General features: G+C 74.7%; 15 protein-coding genes. 7 read left to right on the forward strand and 8 right to left on the reverse strand.

Translation table 11 applies throughout. The features are described 5' to 3' along the window. Positions 1-69: 69 nt before the first annotated feature. Both KJS59_RS01340 and KJS59_RS01345 read left to right on the forward strand, forming a co-directional pair. Positions 70-1476 (forward strand): pectate lyase, encoded by a 1407-nt coding sequence (locus tag KJS59_RS01340; RefSeq protein ID WP_213450344.1) that lies wholly within the window; start codon positions 70-72, stop codon positions 1474-1476. Between the two features lie 99 nt (positions 1477-1575). Continuing rightward, complete coding sequence (locus KJS59_RS01345; protein WP_213450345.1) at positions 1576-2310, forward strand: TIGR03089 family protein; 735 nt, start codon at positions 1576-1578, stop codon at positions 2308-2310. Here the strand turns inward: KJS59_RS01345 and KJS59_RS01350 are convergent. Continuing rightward, complete coding sequence (locus KJS59_RS01350) at positions 2294-2953, reverse strand: GNAT family N-acetyltransferase (RefSeq protein WP_213450346.1); 660 nt, start codon at positions 2951-2953, stop codon at positions 2294-2296. The genes KJS59_RS01345 and KJS59_RS01350 overlap by 17 nt on opposite strands. Positions 2954-3153: 200 nt before the next feature. Between KJS59_RS01350 and KJS59_RS01355 the strand changes: the two genes are divergently transcribed. Together KJS59_RS01355 and dinB are read left to right on the forward strand one after the other, a co-directional pair. Then, positions 3154-4992, forward strand: coding sequence for an asparagine synthetase B family protein (locus KJS59_RS01355; RefSeq protein WP_213450347.1), 1839 nt, complete (start codon positions 3154-3156; stop codon positions 4990-4992). 8 nt (positions 4993-5000) lie between these two features. After that, positions 5001-6191 carry a DNA polymerase IV gene (gene dinB / locus KJS59_RS01360; RefSeq protein ID WP_213450348.1) on the forward strand — a complete coding sequence of 397 codons (1191 nt, stop codon included), beginning with the start codon at positions 5001-5003 and terminating at the stop codon, positions 6189-6191. A gap of 5 nt (positions 6192-6196) precedes the next feature. Here dinB and KJS59_RS01365 read toward each other — a convergent pair whose 3' ends face one another. The 4 genes from KJS59_RS01365 to KJS59_RS01380 all read right to left on the reverse strand — a co-directional run bounded on the left by KJS59_RS01365 (position 6197) and on the right by KJS59_RS01380 (position 9584). Further along, entirely contained in the window at positions 6197-6844 is a 648-nt protein-coding gene (locus KJS59_RS01365) for a carbonic anhydrase (RefSeq protein ID WP_213450349.1), read from the reverse strand. Between the two features lie 95 nt (positions 6845-6939). Continuing rightward, positions 6940-8217: a L,D-transpeptidase gene (locus KJS59_RS01370; RefSeq protein ID WP_213450350.1), complete on the reverse strand. Its 1278-nt coding sequence runs from the start codon at positions 8215-8217 to the stop codon at positions 6940-6942. Positions 8218-8403: 186 nt separating this feature from the next. Then, the gene (locus tag KJS59_RS01375; RefSeq protein ID WP_213450351.1) at positions 8404-9021 is read right to left on the reverse strand and encodes a hypothetical protein; all 618 of its coding nucleotides are present in this window, start codon (positions 9019-9021) and stop codon (positions 8404-8406) included. Beyond that, entirely contained in the window at positions 9018-9584 is a 567-nt protein-coding gene (locus tag KJS59_RS01380; RefSeq protein ID WP_213450352.1) for a TetR/AcrR family transcriptional regulator, read from the reverse strand. Before KJS59_RS01380 ends, KJS59_RS01375 begins: the two co-directional genes overlap by 4 nt. 328 nt (positions 9585-9912) lie before the next feature. Here KJS59_RS01380 and KJS59_RS01385 point away from each other — a divergent pair, with 328 nt between their 5' ends. Beyond that, a complete protein-coding gene (locus KJS59_RS01385; protein WP_213450353.1) occupies positions 9913-11208 on the forward strand; it encodes a lysine N(6)-hydroxylase/L-ornithine N(5)-oxygenase family protein in 1296 nt (431 codons plus the stop codon). Beyond that, positions 11205-11741: a GNAT family N-acetyltransferase gene (locus KJS59_RS01390; RefSeq protein ID WP_213450354.1), complete on the forward strand. Its 537-nt coding sequence runs from the start codon at positions 11205-11207 to the stop codon at positions 11739-11741. Before KJS59_RS01385 ends, KJS59_RS01390 begins: the two co-directional genes overlap by 4 nt. An 18-nt stretch (positions 11742-11759) precedes the next feature. Here KJS59_RS01390 and KJS59_RS01395 read toward each other — a convergent pair whose 3' ends face one another. Together KJS59_RS01395 and KJS59_RS01400 are read right to left on the reverse strand one after the other, a co-directional pair. Next, positions 11760-13295, reverse strand: a complete 1536-nt coding sequence (locus KJS59_RS01395) for an alkaline phosphatase D family protein (protein ID WP_213450355.1) — start codon at positions 13293-13295, stop codon at positions 11760-11762. Between the two features lie 123 nt (positions 13296-13418). Then, positions 13419-13748, reverse strand: a complete 330-nt coding sequence (locus tag KJS59_RS01400) for a putative quinol monooxygenase (RefSeq protein WP_213450356.1) — start codon at positions 13746-13748, stop codon at positions 13419-13421. Between the two features lie 33 nt (positions 13749-13781). Here KJS59_RS01400 and fxlM point away from each other — a divergent pair, with 33 nt between their 5' ends. Further along, complete coding sequence (gene fxlM, locus KJS59_RS01405; RefSeq protein WP_213450357.1) at positions 13782-14990, forward strand: methyltransferase, FxLD system; 1209 nt, start codon at positions 13782-13784, stop codon at positions 14988-14990. On the opposite strand, the gene KJS59_RS01410 is transcribed toward fxlM, so the two are convergent. Next, on the reverse strand, positions 14977-15447 hold the full coding sequence (locus tag KJS59_RS01410; protein ID WP_213450358.1) for an OsmC family protein: 471 nt from the start codon (positions 15445-15447) through the stop codon (positions 14977-14979). The two genes, fxlM and KJS59_RS01410, sit on opposite strands and share 14 nt — an antisense overlap. Positions 15448-15498 lie beyond the last annotated feature (51 nt).

Raw genomic sequence — 15498 nt, forward strand, 5'->3', positions numbered from 1 at the left:
TTCCTAAGGGTTCGGGGCGATCTCGTCCCCGCACCCCGCCACGCACCACTCCCCCGTCCGGAGGCATCCATGACCGCTGCGGCCCACCCCGGGGCCCGCCGCCCCGATTCCCCGCCCCGGCGCAGGCTGCGCCGCTGGCCGCTGCTCGCGGCCGCCGGCGCGGCCCTGCTCGCCAGCACCGTCGCCGTCACCCAGGTCGCATACGCGGCCACGCTGTTCACCGCCAATTTCGAAAGCGGGGCGAGCGGCTGGTCCAAGTCCGGCGGCACCTGGGCCGTCGTCAGCGACGGCTCGCAGGCGTACCGCCAGTCCAACGCCGGCAGCGAGAACGCCCGCGTGTTCAACGGCGACAGCGGCTGGACCAACTACACGGTGCAGGCCCGCGTGAAGCCGGTCAGCCTCGGCGGCAACGGCTTCGCGGCGGTGCTCGCCCGGGCCAAGACGTCCACCACGTTCTACCGGTTGGCGCTGCTCACCGGCAACCAGGTCCAGCTCCAGGCGGTCAACTCGGGCTCGGTGACCGTGCTCGGCAGCCTCAGCCGCACCGTCTCCGCCGGCACCTGGTACACGCTGGCGCTACAGGTCTCGGGCAGCACGATCCGGGGCACCGTCGATGGCACCCAGGTCGGCTCGGCCGGCAACAGCCTCATCGGCAACGGCCGGATCGGCCTGCAGACCGCGTACGCGAGCGCCTCCTTCGACGACGTGACCGTGAGCGACAGCGGCACGGCACCGCCGACCGGCGGGCCGACCACGCCACCCACCACGCCCACCACGCCGCCGACCAGCCCGGGCAACCCGCCGTCCGGCGCCTGGCCGACCCCGAGCGGCAGCGCGTCCGTCTCCGGCACCATCAGGGTCTCGGGCACGTTCGACGGCGGCATGAAGCGGTACTGCTGCATCGGCGACGGCGGGCAGAGCGAGAGCCAGGACCCGATGTTCGAACTCGCCGCCGGCGCCACCATCCAGAACGTCATCCTCGGCGCCCCGGCCGGCGACGGCATCCACTGCCTCGGCAACTGCACGATCCGCAACGTGTGGTGGGAGGACGTGGGCGAGGACGCGGCGACCTTCCTCGGCGGCAGCGACTACTACGTGATCGGCGGCGGCGCCCGGTCCGCCTCCGACAAGATCTTCCAGCACAACGGGCCGGGCACCGTCCACATCAGCGGGTTCTACGCCGAGAACGGCGGCAAGCTGTACCGGGCGTGCGGCAACTGTAGTTCCAGCTACCAGCGGCACGTGGTGGTCGACAACGTGACCGTCACGTCCGTGAAGGTGATCGCCGGCATCAACGTCAACTGGGGCGACACCGCCCGGTTCAGCCGGATCACGGTGCTCAACGACGCGTCCCACAAGACCGTGATCTGCGACAAGTACAACGGCGTACCGAAGGGCAGCGAGCCGACCCGGGTCGGCAGCGGTGCCGACGGGGTCAACTGCTTCTATAGCGCCTCCGACATCACCTGGCGGTGACGGCACAGCGGACGGCCCGGGCGGGCCCATGCCCGCCCGGGCCACCGCGGGCAACGGGTAGGCTCGCGGCGCTCATCGAGGCGGCTGAGGGGGAGTCAGATGGCGCTGCCCGCGACCACCGGCGCACGGCCGCTGCTGACCTACTACGACGACGCGACCGGCGAGCGGGCCGAACTGGCCTCCGCCGACCTGGCGCGCTGGTCCGCCCGCGCGGCCGCCCTGCTGCACGACGGCTACGGCCTCGGTCCGGGCAGCCGCGCGGCCGTGCTGCTGCCGCCGCACTGGCAGACCGCGGCGGCGCTGATGGGCGCGTGGGCGGTCGGCGTCGCCGTCTCGTTCCGGCCCACCGCGACGGCGGGGCTGCCGGCCCTCGGCCCCGGGCAGGACGAGCCGTTCGACGCCACCCTGGTCGCCCACGACCGGATCGGCACCTGGCTGGAGGACGTGCCGCGGGCCCACCACCGGTTCGTGTTCGGGCTGGCCCCCGGGGGCGCCGTGCTCGGTGAGGTGCCGGACGGCTACCTCGACTTCATGGCCGAGGTGGACCGCTACCCCGGCCCGCCGGCCGGGGCGGGACCGGTCAGTCACGACGCCCCGGCGAGCGTCGACGGCACCACGTACGCCGAGTGGGGCCGGCTCGCCGATGCCCTGGCCGAGCAGCTGGACCTGCGCGCGGGCGACCGCCTGCTGATCGACGCGGCGGAGCACGAGCACCCGGTGCGGTGGCTGCTCGCCCCGATGGCGGCGGGCGCCTCCGTGGTGCTGTGCGCGAACCTCGACCGGTCCCGGCTGCCGGGGCGGGTCGAGGCGGAGGCGGTCACCCGGGTTCTTTAGCGTCGGCACCCGCCGGGGCCCGGTCCCGGCCAGCCGCTCTCCTGGCCAGTCGCTCCGTCAAGCGGGCCCGGACCTCCGGCCACTCCGCGGCGACGATCGAGTACAGCGCCGAGTCGCGCAGGAGGCCGCCCTCGCCCGGCGCCCAGGAGCGGGACCAGTTCCGCAGGACGCCCTCGAACCGCGCGCCCACCCCCGCGATGGCGGCCCGGGATCGGCGGTTGCGGGCGTCGGTCTTCAGGTCGACCCGGGCCACGCCCCACTGCTCGAACGCGTGGCTGAACAGCAGCAGCTTGGCCTCCGTGTTGATGCCGGTGCCCTGCGCCGAGGCGGCCAGCCAGGTGAAGCCCACCTCGATCGCGGCGAGCCCGGTGCCGTCCGGCCAGGGCCGCGGATCCCAGTAGGCCGTGGCGCCGATCGCCCGCCCGGTCGCCGTCGACACCTGCGCGTACGGCGCCAGCCGCCCGACCGCCGCGCGGGCCAGTTGCGCGTCGATGTAGCCGCCGACCTCGGCCGCCGTCGGCACCCAGGTGAACGCGTACGCGGCGCGGTCCTCCTCGACCGCCACCGCCAGATCCGCCGCGTGCCCGTGCGCCAGCGGCTCCAGGCGCACCAGGTCGCCCTCCAGGACCGGTCCAGTCAGCAACTGGGCCTCCACTTCGCGGCTCGGGGTGCTCGGATCGCCGTAAGGCTACCGGCGCCGCCGCCCGCGTGGGGGGCACCTCCGGTCGCCATCGTCCATCCGCGACCCGGGGAGTTCCGGCCGTCCACGATGATTGATCGTTTCGCCGGCCGCGGCCGTACTGCCCGGCGGCGGCGTGCGCCGGAGGGGCGGGTGGAACGGTCGTGGGTGGGTTGCTCGGGGTGTTCGGCCCGGCGGCGGCGGGGTTCGGGGCGGCCAGCGCGGCCCCCACGGCCGCCGCGCTTTCGGCCGGCGTGCGCGGTGTGGGGTACGCGTTGGACGGTGAGCTGACGCACCGCGGCCGGTTCGCCGTGGCCTTCACCGGTGAGCTGTACAACCGGGATCCGCTGCGGGAGATCCTGCTCATCGAGCCCGGCCCGGTCTCGGACGCGGACCTGGTCGCGGCGGCGCACCGCCGGTGGGGCGCGGCGGCGCCGCAGTACCTGCGGGGGAACTTCGCCTACCTGGCGCGGGACAGTCGCACCGGCCGGCTCAGCGGGGCCCGGGACCGGTTCGGCACCCGCTCCCTGTGCTACGCCCAGGTCGCCGGCAACCTGCTGGTCGCCGCCGACTCCCGCTCCCTTGTGGACATCATGGGCGGCGCCCACGCCGTCGCCCCGGACGGGCTGGCGCGGTACCTGGGCACCGGATCCGTGCCCGAGCCCGGGACGATCCGGCGGGCGGTCTTCCGGCTGCCGGCGGGGAGCACGCTGGACTACGCGGCCGGCGAGCGGGTCCGGGTCGGGCGGTACTGGCGGCCGCACTTCGCCCCGGCGAGGGTCCCCTTCGACGCCGCCGCGGATGCCGTGCGCTCGGCCCTGCGCGAGAGCGTGGCGGTCCGGGTTGCGCGCGGCGAACCGGCCGGCGTGCTGCTGTCCGGCGGCCTCGCCTCGACCGGGTTGGCCGCGCTCGCGGCGCGGGTGGAGCCGGGCGTCCGCGCCTTCGCGGTGGGCTTCGAGGCGGGCGGCTTCGGCGCCGGCGACTTCGACGCCGCCCGGCGGGCCGCCGGCATGCTCGGCCTGCCCCTCACCGAGGTGTTCGTGACCCCGGGGGACGTGATCGCCGAGCTGCCCCGGATCCTCGGGCAGCTCGGCGAGCCGGTCGGGGATCCGGCGGCCGTCCCGCTCTGGTTCCTGGCGCGCGCCGCCGCCCGGCAGGTCGGCACCGTGCTCTCCGGCGTGGGGGCGGACGAACTGTTCGCCGGCCCCGGGTACCGCCGGGCCGCGTCGCTCGCCCCGCTGGCCGAGCCCGCCCTGGACGCGCTGCGGGCGGCGGGCCGCCGGCTGCTCCGCTCACCGGCCGCCGCCACGCACCCCGCCACCGAGCGGACCGCAGGCGCCGCCGACGGGTCGGCGGCGACCGCCGCGAACGGCCCGACCGCGGACGCGAGGGACGGGCCTACCGCGGGCACCGCCAATCGGCCGGCCGAAGGCGCCACGCACGAGCCGGCCGGCAACGGACCCGCTGCGGGCGCCGTCGCGCGGCCGGCACCGGACGCCGTGGCCGCGATGCAGGCGGCGGACCTGCTCACCCGGCTGCCCGGCGTCCTCGCTACCGCCGACCGGCTCGCGGCGGTGCACGGGCTGCGCCTGCGCACGCCCTTCCTCGACCCCGCGGTGGTGGCCGCCGCGACCCGGCTGCCCGAGCGGTACCGGCTGCTCCGGTACGGCCCGGGCCGGCGTGCCCTGCGCCGCGCGCTGCGCGACCTGGTGCCGGACCGCCTCCCCGCGCACCGCCGGCTCAGCGCCCTGGCCCCGATCGATCGGTGGCTGCGCGGCGAGGTCGGCGAGTGGGCGGAGACGGTGTTCGCCGGCTCGGCGGCCGGGGATGTCATCGACGTGGCGCACGTGCGCGCGCTGCTGCACGCGCACTGGGCCGGCAGCACCGACAACGCCGACCGGGTCTGGGTCGCGCTGACGTTCTGCGTGTGGCACGCCGCCTTCCTGGACCGCGGCCGGGATGCGGAGCCGGCGCGACCGGAAGCGGTCGAACACATGTTCTAATAGGGGGCGTGGGCAGCGAGGGGACCATCCTGCACGCCGACCTGGACGCGTTCTACGCGTCGGTCGAGCAGCGGGATGACCCGCGCCTGCGCGGGCGCCCGGTGATCGTCGGCGCGGGCGTGGTGCTGGCCGCCAGCTACGAGGCCAAGGCCCGGGGGGTGCGCACGGCGATGGGCGGCCGGCAGGCCCGGCTGCTCTGCCCGGAGGCGGTGGTCGTGCCGCCCCGGATGTCCGCGTACACCGCCGCCAGCCGGGCCGTGTTCGAGGTGTTCCGCGCCACCACCCCGGTCGTCGAGGGCCTGTCCATCGACGAGGCGTTCCTCGACGTGAGCGGCCTGCGCAGGATCGCCGGGCTGCCCTCGGCCATCGCCGCCGGCCTGCGCCGCGAGGTGCTGGCCCGGGTCGGCCTGCCGATCACGGTCGGCGTGGCCCGCACCAAGTTCCTCGCCAAGGTCGCCAGTGGCGTCGCCAAGCCGGACGGGCTGCTCGTCGTGCCGACCGACGCGGAACTGGCGTTCCTGCACCCGCTGCCGGTGGAGCGGCTGTGGGGCGTCGGGCGGGTCACCGGGGCCAAGCTGCGCGATCGGCGCATCCGCACGGTCGGGCAGGTCGCCGGGTTGGGCGAGGCCGCCCTCGTCTCGCTGCTCGGTGAGCACGCCGGCCGGCACCTGCACGCGCTGGCCCACAACCGCGACCCCCGCCCGGTCGTCACCGGCCGCCGCCGCGGCTCGGTCGGCGCGCAGCACGCCCTCGGCTTCCGCCGCCGCCACCCACCGAGGGAGCTGGACGCCGTGCTCTCCGGGCTGGTGGACCGGGTCGCCCGCCGGCTGCGTCGCGCCGGGCGCGCGGGCCGCACGGTGACGCTGCGCCTGCGGTTCGCGGACTTCACCCGGGCGACCCGCTCGCACACCCTGGCCCGCCCGACCGCGCACACCGAGACGATCCTGGCCGCCGCCCGCGACCTGCTGGCCGCCGCCCTGCCGCTGATCGACCGGCGCGGGGTCACCCTGGTCGGCGTCGCGGTGGGCAACCTCGACGACGGCGTCGAGCAGCTCGTCCTGCCCTTCGACCGGGCCAGCGGCGGGGGCCTGGACGCCGCGGTCGACGCGGTGCGGGAGCGGTTCGGCCACGCCGCCGTGACCCGGGCGGTCCAGCTCAACCGCCGCCAGCCCGTTGCCGTCCCGCTGCTGCCGGACTGAGGTGGTCAGACGCCGCGGCCGGCGACCTGGCGGACCGAACCCTCGCCGAGCCGGTACGCGAGCCCGGCGATGCCGAGCCGGCCCTCGGCCAACTGCTGCGCGATCACCACCGAGCGCTGCGCCAGCATGTCCACGGTGTACCTGATGTGCTCCCGCAGGGCGAGGTCCGGGTCGGCCAGCGCCTCGTCCCGCACCCCGACCAGGGCCGGCACCACCCGCTCGACCACGTCGCGCAGGTAGCCGCCGGGCACGGAGCCGCTGCGGATCGAGTCCAGCGCCGCGCCGATCGCGCCGCACGAGTCGTGGCCGAGCACCACCACCAGCGGCGCGTCCAGCACGGCCACCCCGTACTCGATGCTGCCCAGCACCTCGGGCCCGACCACGTGGCCGGCGGTGCGCACCACGAACAGGTCGCCCAGGCCCTGGTCAAAGATGATCTCGGCGGCGAGGCGCGAGTCGGCGCAGCCGAACAGCACCGCGAAGGGCCGCTGCGCCGGGGCGAGCGCGGCCCGCCGGTCCGCGTCCTGGTGCGGGTGCCTGCGCCGGCCGGTGATGAACCGCTCGTTTCCCTCGACCAGCAACCGCAGCGCGGTCGCCGGATCCGCCGGCCATTCGTCGTCCACCGCGGCCCGCGTACCCTCCGGCTCGCCCATCGCCACCCCCCACTCCCCGACCGTGCTCGATTATCGTCGCTGCCGGGCCGGACGGCCGGTCAGGTATCGCACTGCGATGCTCATCACTGCCACGGTCAGGACGGCGGGGTGGTGGGGGTGGGTTCCTGATCGCCCGCTTGCTGCCGGTCCAGGGCGCTGCCCTGGAGGACCTCGTCCCAGGAGAGGTTCCAGGCGGTGAAGCCGTTGCCCTGGTTCAGCTTGCGGCCGGTGCCCTTGACCACCACGGGGTCGCCGACCCGGACCCAGTTGTAGATCCACTGCCCGTCGGCGGTCGAGACGTTCACGCAGCCGTGCGAGACGTTGCGCTTGCCCTGGTCGGGCACGGACCACGGCGCCGCGTGGATGAACTGGCCGTCCCAGGTCAGGCGCTCGGCGAACTGGATGTCGGTGCGGTACCCGTCGGGCGAGTTGACCGGTGTGCCGTAGGTGGAGGAGTCGAAGACGGTCTTGGCCAGCCGCTCCATGATGACCATCGTGCCGGAGAACGACGGCTTGGCCGGGCGGCCGAGGCTCACCGGGAAGGTCTTGACGACCTGCCCGTCCTGCTTGGCGACGAGCTTCTTGGTGGCGTCGTCCACCTCGATCGAGCGGCGCACGGTATCGATCGCCGCGCGGATCGTGATGTCGGTGGCGCCGTAGCGCCCGTCCCCGATCGGCAGGCCGCCGAGGCCCAGCCGCACGTCCAGCCTGGTGCCGGGCTGCCAGTACTCCCGCGGCCGGTACTCGACCTGGATGTTGCTGTCCCAGTGCCAGGCGCCCTCCTGCGGCGGGTCGCTGCGCACGAACAGCCGCCGCTCCACGTCCGCCCGGTCCTTCGGCGCGACACCGCCGGACTTGAACTCCACCACGATCGGCATGGCCTGCCCGTACGTGGCGTCGTCGGCCATGTACACGTGCGCCTGGAGCCGGTTGCCCGGCCGCGACATGGTCGTGAACGTCGTCGTCCGGTCGACCGGGTCGCCGCCCTCGGGCTTCGCGGTGACCGTGACGGTGTACCGGGTGTCGTACTTCAGCGGCGAGGCCGGCACCCACGAGCTGCCGTCCTCGCGCATGGCGCCCTCGACCTCGGCGCCGCCGTCCGCCGCGAGCTTGAACCCGTCCACCGTGGTCCCCTCGCCGGGCCGGACCGACAGCTCGGCCGAGACCGGCACGCCGGTGGCGTTGTCGGCCGGGGTGACCTTGAGATTGACCTGCGGGGCCGGGGTCTGCCAGCTGCCGGCGCCGTCCCCGCCCCCGCTCGTGCAGCCCGCGAGCAGCAGAACCGCGGCGAGCGCGGCGGCGAACGCCCCGGTGAGCGCTCCGTGCGCCGTGCGGCCGCCCCGCCGCGTTCCCGTTGTCCGCGTTCCCGTCATCGCCGCGTCCACCCGCCTCCTCCTGCCCAGCCGGCCCGGATTCCACACCTTGGTTCCGCCCGTCGCGCCGGCCCGCGACGACGGCGGCGAAACGCACCCCCGGCGCGGGCCGCCCGACCCCGGTCCATCGGGATCGCCCGCACAACGGTAACCAAGGCGGTGGCCACCGGCCTCCTCGCCGCGGTTCTAGCCGGCGGGCGCGGTGGTGTGGGGCGCTCGCCACAGGCCCCAGGCGAGGCCGAGGCAGCCGGCGGCGACCAGGACGCCGTGCGCGATCCGCGCCGGCGCCGGCGTGAAGAACTGCGGCAGGTACAGCGCGAACCCGAGCGCGAACGCGATTGCGGCGGACCGCGACAGCGCCCCCGAGCGGACCACCGCGACCGCGGCCAGGACCGCGCCGACCCCCAGCGCCAGCAGGCCGATACCGAACGTGGTGGCGGCGACCGCGCCGAAGCGGACCGCGTCCACCGCGGGAAGCAGTTCCCCCGGCTGGCCGGCGATGGCGTGCAGGCCGAAGTCCTCGGCGCCGTAGTACGGGAGCGTGAGGCCGGCGCCGATCCACATCGTGACCGCCGCCGCGAGGGCCGGCGGGCGGCGGAGAGTCGCGGCGATCGCCAGCACCCCCAGCGGCACGAGGATGAAGCCGATCATCGCGAACAGGTGCGACGCGACCCAGGCACCGGAGGCCATCGCGGTGCGGGCACCCCGCTCGGTGGACTCGTCGGTCCACGGCCGGACCGCGGGGTAGAGCAGGAACAGCACACCGGCGGCGGCGAGCGCGGCGGCGCCGAGTCGGGCCCTCACGACCGCTCCGGCCGGGGCAGGCTCGCCACGTACATGGCGACGAGGCGGTGGTACGTCTCGTCCAGGTCCTCGGGCAGGCCGAAGCCGCCGGCGGCCTGGATCGTGGCGAAGCCGTGCACGACGGCGCGCAGGCACCGGGTGGCGTGCACGGCGTCCGTCTCGGTCATGCCGTAGCCGCGCAGGACGGCCAGGAAGACCCCGAGCAGCCGGCCTCCGGCGGCGGCCAGCTCCTTGTTGTGCAGGGGGTCGACGGGCATGGCCGCGTACCGGGCCGGGTGCTGCATGACGTAGGCGCGACATTCGTGCATGAGCGCGGTCACGGCGTCGTCGCCGGAGCGGCCCAGCGCGGCGGTGCCGAGCCGCCCGGTCAGCTCGTCCATGATCCGCACGCCGACCCCGACCCGCAGGTCCGCGAGGCTGCCGACGTGCTTGTACAGCGAGGGCGCGGCGACGCCGGTGCGCGCGGCGACCGCGGCGAGCGTGAGCGCCTCGGCGCCCCGCTCGTCGATCACCGCCAGCGCCGCGTCGACGACGGAGGAGGGGGACAGGCCGGCCCTAGGCATGGCCCGACCCGCGCTTGCTATCAGTCATAACCAAAAGGCTAATGTCATTAGCCATCCCTCGTCAAGGGCGGCCAACCCGGCCGGATCGGCGGCGATGGAATCCCCTGTTTGAGCGGGTTCGCGCGGTTCCCTTGACAACCATGATTTAGGTAAGGCTAGCCTTATCTCACATCGTACCGATCCCGGGGAGGCACATTGTCCACAGTGGTTCATCAGGCCGCGCGGGCGAACCCGCTGGACCGCGCCGACCGGGGCGCCCGCGCGCCGCTCGCCGCCCCAGGCACCGTGATGGTCGTCGCGCACGCCCATCGCCTGGTAGGAGGCAGCCTTGCCACCGTCTGAGCGGTCCGGGTCCACGCGGCCACCGCGCGGCCGCCCGTACGACTTCGTCGCCGTGGGGCTGGGCCCGTTCAACCTCGGGCTGGCCTGCCTGACCGAGCCGATCGGGGACCTGGACGGCGTGTTCCTGGAGCGCCGCGACGGCCACGACTGGCACCCCGGCATGCTGCTGGAGGGCAACACCCTCCAGGCGCCGTTCCTGGCCGACCTGGTGACGCTCGCCGACCCCACCTCGCCGTACTCGTTCCTCAACTACCTCAAGCACACCGGCCGGCTGTACCCGTTCTACCTCCGGGAGAGCTTCTTCCCGCTGCACGGCGAGTACGTGGACTACTGCCGCTGGGCGGCGAACCGCCTGACGTCCGTCCGGTTCGGACAGAATGTCGAGGCCGTCGAGCACGACGCGGGGGTCTACCTGGTACACACAAAGGACGTCACGTACCGGGCGCGGCGGCTGGTGCTCGGTACCGGCACGCCGCCCAACCTGCCCGAGCCGTGCCAACGGCTGGGCGGGGAGGTCGTGTACGGTTCCGGGTATCTGGCGGCCAGGGCTGCGCTGCGCGGCAAGCGGAGCATCACCGTGGTGGGCAGCGGGCAGAGCGCCGCCGAGATCTTCTACGACCTGCTCCAAGGCGCGCCGGAGGCCGGGTACGAGGTGGCCTGGGTGACCCGCTCCCCCTCGCCCGAACACCCGGACTACTTCCACGCGCTGCCGGCCGGCGTGCGCGACCGGCTCGGCACCGCGCAGAAGCAGTTGTCCGAGGAGATTGACGCCGACCTGGTCAACGCCATCTGCGGCCTGCTGTACCCGCAGAGCGTGGGCGGCCCGGTCCACGCCCGACTGATGACCAACACCGCGGTCGTCGGCACCCACCCGACCGGCGGCGGGTACACGTTGGACCTGCGCCACGAGGAGCACGGCGAGCGGTTCTCCCTGCACACCGAGGGCCTGGTGCTCGCGACCGGCTACCGGTACGAGGTACCGCCCTTCCTGGCGCCGATCGCCGACCGGATCGCCCGGGACGCCGAGGGCCGGTTCGCGGTCCGCCGCGACCACCGGGTCGACGGCGCCGGGCCGCCGATCTACGCGCAGAACGCCGAACCGTACCCGCCCGGCTTCGTCGCGCCCGACCTCGGCATGGGTGCCTACCGCAACTCCTGCGTCATCCGGGACATGCTCGGCCGCGAGCACTACCCGGTCGAGCGGTCGATCGCCTTCGGGGAGTTCGGCGCGCCCCGCATGCGGGAGCCCGATGCGCGGGAGCGGGAGGTGGTGCCGGCATGAACCGCGTCGTGTTCAGTCGCACGGACGAACTCGGCGAGTTCGCGCTGCGCCCGGTCGAGCCGGCCGACACGGCCCTGCTGCACGGCTGGCTCACCCACCCCAGGTCCGCGTACTGGCTGATGCTGGAGGCCACGCCGGAGGAGGTGGCCAAGGAGTGCGAGGGCTCGCTGCTCGGGCTGCACGGCGGCCGGCCGGCGTTCCTCGCGCAGCGGTACGACCCGCGCCCCGACCTCGGCCACCTCTACCCGGCCGAGGACGGCGACGTGGGCATGCACTTCCTGGTCGCGCCCGCCGGGACGCCGGTGCACGGGTTCACCCGCGCGGTCCTCGTCACCGTGATGGCGGCCCTGTTCGCGGACCCGGCGGCGCGACGCGTCGTCGTGGAGCCCGACGTGCGCAACACCGCGGTGCACCGGCTCAACGCGTACGTCGGCTTCCGGGTGCTCGGCCGGGTCCGGCTGCCGCACAAGGAGGCGCTGCTGAGCGTGTGCACGCGGGCCGACTTCGAGGCCGCGACCGAGGGGGCGCGATAACCGCCCCCTCGGGGCCAACTACCGGGCGGCGGGGAGGGTGCGTTGCCAGAGGGTGGCGCCGTCCAGGTCGTTCAGGCGGACGGTCAGCGCCCGGGAGTGCGCGTCGATGTCCACCTGGCCGAAGTGCTGGAAACCCTCCATCGGGGACGCGTTGGAGCGCGGCGGGGCGTGCACGAACACCGCCTCGGGGCCGAACGTCGCGTCCAGCGTGTTGGGGCCGAAGGCGCCCGCGTTCGCCGGTCCGGAGACGAACTCCCAGAACGGCGTGAACTCCCCGACCGCCGCCCGGGACGGGTCGTAGTGGTGCGCGGCCGTGTAGTGGACGTCCGCGGTGAGAAAGACGATGCCGGTGACCCCGGCCCGGTGCGCCGCGCGCAGGATCTCGGCGAACTCCAGTTCCCGGCCCAGCGGCGTGCCCGGGTCGCCCTGCGCGACGCCCTCCTGGGTGCCGGGGCCGTCCGGTACCACGAGGCCGAGCGGCAGGTCGTTGGCGATGATCTTCCAGGTGGCCCGGGAGGCGGCCAGCTCGCGGATCAGCCACGCCCGCTGCCGCGCGCCGAGCAGGCCGCGCCGCGGGTCGGCGTAGACGTTGGCGTCGTTCGGGTCCTTGTAGGTGCGCATGTCCAGGCGGAACACGTCCAGCAGCGGCCCGTAGGAGATCTTGCGGTAGATCGGGCCGGCGCTGATCGGCACCCACTCCAGGAACGCCTGCTTCGCGCGGGCGGCGAGCACGTCCACCCGCTTCTCGGTGTACCGGTCGTCCGCCAGGATCTGCCCGGGGTACCAGTTGTTGAGCACCTCGTGGTCGTCCCACTGGTTCAGCTGGGGCACCTCGGCGGCGAAGGCGCGCAGGTTCGCGTCCATCAGGTTGTACGCGTACTGGCCGCGGTACTCGGCGAGCGTCTCGGCCACCTTGCTCTTGGCCTCGGTGGTGAGGTTGCGCCAGATCCGGCCGTCGGGGAGGGTGGCGGTCTCGGGGATGGGGCCGTCGGCGTAGACGGTGTCACCGCTGCACAGGTAGAAGTCCGGCCGCACGTCCCGCATCGCCCGGAAGATGCGCATGCCGCCGACGTCGGGGTTGATGCCCCAGCCCTGCCCGCTGATGTCGCCGGTCCACACGAAACGGATCCCCTTGTGCTCGTGGGGGATCGACAGGCTGCCGGTGAGCGGCGCGCTGGTCAGCCCGTTGTCGCCGGCGACGCTGACCCGGTAGTACAGCCGATGCCCGGAGCCGCCCCGGACGGGTACCCGGAGCTTGCCGGTGAAGTCGGTGGCGGCCGTCATCACCGGGCCGCGCAGGCGGTGCGCGCCCTTGAAGTCGGGGCGGTGGCTCAGGTCGACGAGGAGGCGGCCGGGGCGGTCGGCCCGGGTCCAGAGGGTGGCGGCGCCGCCGAACGCGTCGCCGCTCTGCACGCCGTGGGTGAGCAGCGGCCGTCCACTGGGGACGAACGCCGCGGCACGGCCGGAGAACAGGGTCGAGGCGGTGGCGGCGCCGAACGCGGCCGCGGCCGAGGTGCCCAGGAGCCGGCGCCGGCTCCACTGTCCAGAGTTCATGCCCTGGGTTGTAGCGAGCCCCGGTGGCCGGCCGGTGAACGCCGGCCGAGGCGGGCCTGGCGCGTACCGGTCAGCCGATCATCCCTCGGCCGCTCAGCCCTTCGGCCGCTCAGCCTCGGCCGCTCAGCCCTTGGGCACCGCCATCTCGCCCAGTTCGGACCAGCCGTCCTGCGGGACCGTGACGCTCACGATGCGCGGGGTCTCCACCAGGTGCGGCGGCAGTTCCCGCTGGGCGCGCCTGAAGTGCTCGGACCCCACGTGCGCCGCGCCCGCGTCGCCGTCCCGAAACGCCTCGACCAGCACGTACTCGGTGGGGTCATCGACGCTGCGGGACCAGTCGAACCAGAGGCAGCCGGGCTCGGCGCGGGTGGCACGGGTGAACTCCCCGGCGATCTCGGGCCACCGGTCGGCGTCCTCCGGCCTGATCCGGAACTTCGCGGTGATGAAGATCATTCTCGTGATTCTAGTACCGGGCAGAATGGGCGCATGCCGGACCCAACCGTCCTGCGCGCCGGCCTGGTCGACGCGGTCCTGCGCGCGACCGGACCGATCGGCCCGCCGATCGTCGAGGCCCTGCGTACGGTCCCCCGCCACCTGTTCCTGCCCGAGGTACCGGTGGAAGACGCGTACCGGGACGACGCCATCGTCACCAAGCGGGACCCGCGGGGCCGGCCGATCAGTTCCTCCTCCCAGCCGACCATCATGGCGCTGATGCTCGACCAGTTGGCCCCCGCGCCCGGCCACCGGGTCCTGGAGATCGGCGCCGGCACCGGATACAACGCCGCCCTACTGGCGCACCTGGTGCGCCCCGGCGGCCGGGTGGTGAGCGTGGACATCGACGCGGACCTGGTCGAGCGGGCCGCGGCGGGGCTGGCGCGCACCGGGTACCCGGAGGCGGCGGTCGTGCGCGGGGACGGCGGCCTCGGCGTCCCGGAGCGGGCGCCCTACGACCGGGTCATCGCCACGGTCGGCGTCTGGGACCTGGCACCGGCCTGGCTGGCGCAGATCGCGCCCGGCGGTCGCCTGGTGGCCCCGCTGGACCTCGGCGGCATCCAGTGCTCGGTGGCGTTCGAGCGGTGCGGGGAGCACTGGCGCAGCCGATCGGTCGTCCCGTGTGGCTTCATGCGGCTGCGCGGCGCGTTCGCCGGACCCGAACGCACGCTGGTGCTCGACCCGGAGGCCCAACTCGCGGTCATGCTGCCCGGCGGCGGTGCCGCGGAGCCCGCCGCCCTGCGGGGCATGCTCGCCGCGCCGCCGGTCGTGCGGCTGCCCGCGCCGGCGACCGGCGCGTCCGACATGTTCGGCGGGCTGGGCCTGTGGCTGGGCGCGCGCGAGCGCCGGTACTGCCAGTTCAGCGAGGGCGGGGCCACCGGACCGATCCTGCCATCGGCCCCGGCGCAACTGCGGGACCTGCGGATGACCGTGGGCCTGTTCGACCGGGACGGCGTCGCGCTGCTCGGCGCCGAACCGCACGGCGCGACCGTGGCGTTCGGGTACGGCGCGGGCGGCGGCCGGCTCGCCGGGGATCTGGTCGGGCACATCCGGGCGTGGGAGGCAGCGGGCCGGCCCGGTGTCGCGGGCCTGCGCATCGACGCCTATCCCCGGGCGGCCCCGCCGCCGCCCCCGGACGGGGCGACCGTCATCGAGAAGGCGCACACCCGCCTGCTACTCAGCTGGCCCGTCAGCCGGCCGTGACCGTCGGCTCGTGCCGGACCGGGAAGGCCACCGACCTGGCGATGAAGCAGATCCCGTGGGCATCCCCGTGCAGCGCGGTCGCGCGCTCCACCATGCCCGCCTCGGCGACCGTGACGCGGGGGCGCAGCAGCACGTCGGTGAAGGCGCCGCCGCCGTCGCCGCTCTCCGCCATGGTGCCGACCGCCTCGTCCACGTAGCCGGTGACCACCACGCCGCCGCGGGCGCACAGGCTCAGGTACGACAGCATGTGGCACTGCGAGAGCGAGGCGACCAGCAACTGCTCGGGGTTCCAGCGGGCCGGGTCGCCCCGGAACGCGGGGTCGGCCGAGCCGAGCAGCGGCGCCGGCCCGGCGGCGGTGACCGAGTGGTCCCGGCCGTACGAGCGGTAGTTGACCGTGCCGCCGTCGCCGGCACCCGTCCATATGACGGTCAACGAGTACGTGTGGGATCGAGGCATGGCGACCATCGTAGTACCCTGCGACAGGTGAACCCCGTGGCGGCCGTCGCC

The organism is Rhizomonospora bruguierae, from assembly GCF_018397995.1.
Lineage (GTDB): Bacteria > Actinomycetota > Actinomycetes > Mycobacteriales > Micromonosporaceae > Rhizomonospora > Rhizomonospora bruguierae.

Coding starts and splice junctions, on each gene's coding strand:
- KJS59_RS01410 (WP_213450358.1), bottom strand. CDS start 15,447: ATGCCTCGATCCCACACGTACTCGTTGACCGTCATATGGACGGGTGCC.
- fxlM (WP_213450357.1), top strand. CDS start 13,782: ATGCCGGACCCAACCGTCCTGCGCGCCGGCCTGGTCGACGCGGTCCTG.
- KJS59_RS01340 (WP_213450344.1), top strand. CDS start 70: ATGACCGCTGCGGCCCACCCCGGGGCCCGCCGCCCCGATTCCCCGCCC.
- KJS59_RS01400 (WP_213450356.1), bottom strand. CDS start 13,748: ATGATCTTCATCACCGCGAAGTTCCGGATCAGGCCGGAGGACGCCGAC.
- KJS59_RS01345 (WP_213450345.1), top strand. CDS start 1,576: ATGGCGCTGCCCGCGACCACCGGCGCACGGCCGCTGCTGACCTACTAC.
- KJS59_RS01395 (WP_213450355.1), bottom strand. CDS start 13,295: ATGAACTCTGGACAGTGGAGCCGGCGCCGGCTCCTGGGCACCTCGGCC.
- KJS59_RS01365 (WP_213450349.1), bottom strand. CDS start 6,844: ATGGGCGAGCCGGAGGGTACGCGGGCCGCGGTGGACGACGAATGGCCG.
- KJS59_RS01370 (WP_213450350.1), bottom strand. CDS start 8,217: ATGACGGGAACGCGGACAACGGGAACGCGGCGGGGCGGCCGCACGGCG.
- KJS59_RS01390 (WP_213450354.1), top strand. CDS start 11,205: ATGAACCGCGTCGTGTTCAGTCGCACGGACGAACTCGGCGAGTTCGCG.
- KJS59_RS01380 (WP_213450352.1), bottom strand. CDS start 9,584: ATGCCTAGGGCCGGCCTGTCCCCCTCCTCCGTCGTCGACGCGGCGCTG.